This is a genomic window from Bacteroides sp. CAG:633, from assembly GCF_000435115.1.
Taxonomy (GTDB): domain Bacteria; phylum Bacteroidota; class Bacteroidia; order Bacteroidales; family Bacteroidaceae; genus Bacteroides; species Bacteroides ndongoniae.
Genome location: NZ_FR883095.1, coordinates 1 through 4,007, shown reverse-complemented (window position 1 = coordinate 4,007; position 4,007 = coordinate 1). Strand labels below are relative to the sequence as shown.

At 53.4% G+C, this 4,007-nt stretch carries 4 protein-coding genes; all 4 read right to left on the bottom strand.

The window, feature by feature from the left end; genetic code table 11:
* Positions 1–5: 5 nt before the first annotated feature.
* Positions 6–1,319, bottom strand: coding sequence for a cell division protein FtsZ (gene ftsZ / locus QVP67_RS09815; protein ID WP_022163386.1), 1,314 nt, complete (start codon positions 1,317–1,319; stop codon positions 6–8).
* Positions 1,320–1,349: 30 nt separating this feature from the next.
* The gene (gene ftsA / locus QVP67_RS09810; protein ID WP_022163385.1) at positions 1,350–2,774 is read right to left on the bottom strand and encodes a cell division protein FtsA; all 1,425 of its coding nucleotides are present in this window, start codon (positions 2,772–2,774) and stop codon (positions 1,350–1,352) included.
* A gap of 16 nt (positions 2,775–2,790) precedes the next feature.
* Positions 2,791–3,525: a cell division protein FtsQ/DivIB gene (locus tag QVP67_RS09805; RefSeq protein ID WP_022163384.1), complete on the bottom strand. Its 735-nt coding sequence runs from the start codon at positions 3,523–3,525 to the stop codon at positions 2,791–2,793.
* 10 nt (positions 3,526–3,535) lie between these two features.
* Positions 3,536–4,007: glutamate ligase domain-containing protein (locus QVP67_RS09800; protein ID WP_288180093.1), on the bottom strand; the 472-nt coding region annotated here is incomplete at its 5' end.

Below are 4,007 nucleotides of genomic sequence, written 5' to 3'. Positions count from 1 at the left end.
AGGCATCAGAAGGTAATAATTCCTCCGTCGTTTCCTCCCGTCTCCTGTGCGGCCTCGGTGGCCTGCTGCACGGCAGTTTCGGCTTTGCTCTTGATGCTGTTCAGCGTACTCTTGTCACGCTGGTAAGTCGGCGTGCTTTCTACCATGCTGATGATGTCGGCGTTGTCCAGGTCCTCGGGTGCGAAGATGTAGATGTGGCGGCGGCGCGTACGCTGGCTACGGCTGTTGGCATTGCTTCCGTAGTAGCTTTCGCGACGCATACGGCGCTGTTCTTCCTCTTCTTCGAGTTCGGCCAGGCGTTGTTGTTCTTCGGCCGAACGCTGGCTGACGCGCTCGTCCATCTCTTTCATGTGAATGTCCTGTATACCGAATCCGGTAGCCAGCAGGGTGATTTTCACCTTTCCTTCGAGCGAGTTGTCTATGGCCATACCGAATTTCGTTTCGAAGTCGCGGTTGAAGCGGTTCATGAATTCCTTCACTTCTTCCATCTCGCTCATCATCAGTTCGTGTTCGGCGCTGTACGAGATGTTGAGCAATACCTTCTTGGAGTTGAAGATGTCGTTTTCGTTCAGCAGCGGCGAGTGTTGCGCGTTCTTGATGGCTTCGCTCACGCGGTTCTCTCCCTCGCCGTAGCCGGTACTCATGATGGCCACTCCACCGTCCTTCATCACGGTTTTCACATCATTGAAGTCGAGGTTGATGATGCCTCGCATGGTGATGATTTCGGCAATGCTTTTGGCGGCGATCAGCAGTGTGTCGTTGGCTTTGGCAAAGGCACTCGTCACCGAGAGGTCCGGGTAGATTTCGCCCAGTTTCTCGTTGTTGATCACCAGCAGGGCATCGACGTGCTGGCTTATCTCCTCTACACCGTCCAGTGCCTGGTCGATCTTCTTGTCGCCCTCCCAGCGGAAGGGGATGGTAACGATACCTACGGTCAGGATGTCCATGTCCTTGGCAATGCGGGCGATGGTGGGGGCGGCTCCAGTACCTGTTCCTCCACCCATTCCGGCGGTGATGAAGACCATCTTCGTACCGTCGTTGAGCATGTCTTTTACTTCGTTGATGCTTTCTTCGGTTGCCTCCTTAGCCTTTGCCGGACGGTTGCCGGCTCCTAAGCCTTCGTGCCCCAGTTGCAGTTTGACGGGCACGGGCGACTCTTCGAGGGCCTTGCGGTCGGTGTTGCACACCACGAAAGCTACGTCGTGTATGCCTTCCCGGTACATGTGGTTGACGGCATTGCCGCCTCCGCCTCCTACACCGATCACTTTAATGATTTTCGGCGAATCGGTCGGGAAATCGAATTGTACTATATCTTCCATAACTATGAATGTTTCTTGTTATCACCCTTATTACTTCATGTCCTCGTCTGAGAAGATTTCGTTGGACAGCTTGTTGAAGGTTTTTTCGAACCAGCTGGGACCGTCTTTTTTCTTCTTCTTTTTGGCTTCTTTCTCCAGCCGTTCTTTTTCCTTGCGCTCGCGTTCTTTGCGTTCGCGCTCTTCCTTTTCGCGCTGTAGCTTGGCGATTCGGGCTGCTTCTTCCTGTTTCTTCAGTTCTTCGTCGTTGCTGAACATGTCCGCTGTGCTGTTGGCGGTTGCTGTTTGCGCGGGGCGCGGAATCTCCTGTAAGCAGCAGTTTTCGTTTCCGGCAGCCAGCAGGCCAAGCAGTGTATTCTGCGTACCGTTCTTCTTCAGTACGTCGCTGAAGCCGTGAATGGTCTCGTGAACGAATCGGGCAGTCTTGACCTTCTCCATCTTGCTCTGTTTGCGGAAAGCCTCTTCCAGATGCTTCAGGTTCGAGCCTCCGCCGGTCAGGATGACACCGGAGAAGAGCTTGTCCTCGTAGCCGGAAAGTTGCAGCTGGTTCCATACGTTGGCCAGTATTTCTTCGGTACGTGCGCCGATGATGTTGTTCAGAACGTTCAGTTCGATGCTACGTCCGTCTTCTGTCTGGCAGGTGGCAGGCGTTTCGGCTCCTTCTTCCTCCTCGTAGAGGGCATCGCCGTATTGCAGTTTCAGCTTCTCGGCATCCTCTTCCTCCATCTGTAGGGTGGTAATGTCGCGCGTGATGCTGTTTCCGCCCAGGGGCAGTACGCTGAGGTAGCGCAGGATGTTGTTCTTGTAGACAGAGACGGTAGTGGTGTCGGCACCGAAGTCTACCAGTGCGCAACCCGACCGCATTTCGTTTTCCGTCAGTACGGCTTTGGCCAGTACGAGGGGCGAAATGAGCAGGTCGGCTATTTCAATCTTGGCCTGTTCGAAGCTGTGCTCCAGGTTCTTCTTGAGCGTGGCCCGTGCCACGATGTTCAGGAACTGCCCGGTAATACGCTTTCCCGTAACTCCTACGGGGTCAGCCTGTAGGGTATTGTCTATTTTATACTCTTGCGGGGCGACATCCAGTACGCTCATGTCGGCTAAGGGGACTTCGAGGTTCTCGTCGCAGATGCTGTCGATGAGTTCCTGCGAGATGATGCCCTCCTCTTCCAGCGTACGGCTTACCGCATTTGCTACTGTGCGTAGCGACTGTCCGCCGATGCCTACATACACTTTGGCAATAGAGTTGTTGAGCTGGCTTTCCAGCTTGTTGATGATGGAAGTCAGTGCCTGGGCTGTCTTATCAATGTTGTAGATGACTCCCTTGTGTATAAACTGGGATGCCTCTTCGCGTGCATAAGCCAACACCTGGATGCTTCCGTCACTGTTCTTCTTGCCGGCGATGCCGGATATCTTGGAAGAACTCAACTCGATGGCGGCGATAAAATCTGTTGTTGCCATATTTGATGTATTTAGTTTATTTCTTCGTACAAATTATCTGATTCCCGAATTCAACGTTTATCCGGGAGTATTTGTTCCAGCCTACCTGGTTCAGTGCCTTCTCGTAGAAAGTCTTGACCCGTTTCAGCTTGTTCTCGTAATTGTCCAGCCGGCCGAGGTAGATGAGGTGGTCGCCTACCCGCGGCACCAGTTCGACGTTTCTGCCCGGCAGTACGTGAATCTGTTCGACCTGTGCATTCCAAAAGGAATTGTTTTGCAAAAATACAGCAAACTTGTATAAATCCCTCATGGCAAATGACTTTTCTATACTTCCGGTAGCTACGGCAAGGTGCGCCACGCACTTGGCGTGGGGAGGCATCACGGTTCCTTTGTTGTCCAGGTAATAGTTTTCGCCGTTGTCGCTCATGACGCGCAATACGGGAATGCGCTGGGTGACCTCAACGCACAGCTTGCCGCTGGGTGTCTTGTAGCATTCGGCCCGGTCGATAAGGGGATGCTTGGACAACTCTTTCTCTACGGTTTTAGTGCGTATGCGGTCCAGTTTCTTCCCGATGGGGCTGATGCCTTTCTTTTCAAGCATGCTGATTACTTCCTTCTGGGTGATGAATCCGGCATAGGCAGTGTCCTGAATGATGAGCTGTATGTCGTGGCACACCTGTCCTTCCGGCTTCCGGTTGAAAGCTGTGATGGCCATCACCAGATAGGCTGTGATGAGCAGCAGGACGATGGAAAGTAAAATACGCTTTATCATAACCTGGGTATTAATGGAGTATCTTGATTATCTCGGGTATATAGTTGTCGAGGTCGCCGGCACCCAATACGATGACCACCTGGAAGCTCTTCGTCGCAAGGAAGTTGAGCAGGTCTTTCTTGGGGCAGATGTACTTTTCGATGCCCGGTCGCAGGTTGTCGTAGATGAGCTGGCTGCTGACACCGGGGATAGGCTCTTCGCGCGCCGGATAGATTTCGGTCAGGATGACTTCGTCGAGCAACGAAAGGCTGTCGGCAAAGTCTTTGTAGAAATCGCGCGTACGCGTATAGAGGTGAGGCTGGAAGATGGCTGTAATCTTCCGGTCGCTGTAGAGTTCGCGGATGGACTTCACGCTCTGGGCTATCTCGGCGGGATGGTGGGCGTAGTCGCTCAGCAGTACCAGACGGTCGGTCTTCAGGCGGAAGTCGAAACGGCGGTCCACTCCGCCAAAGCTGGCCATGCCCTGACGGATTTCCTCGTCG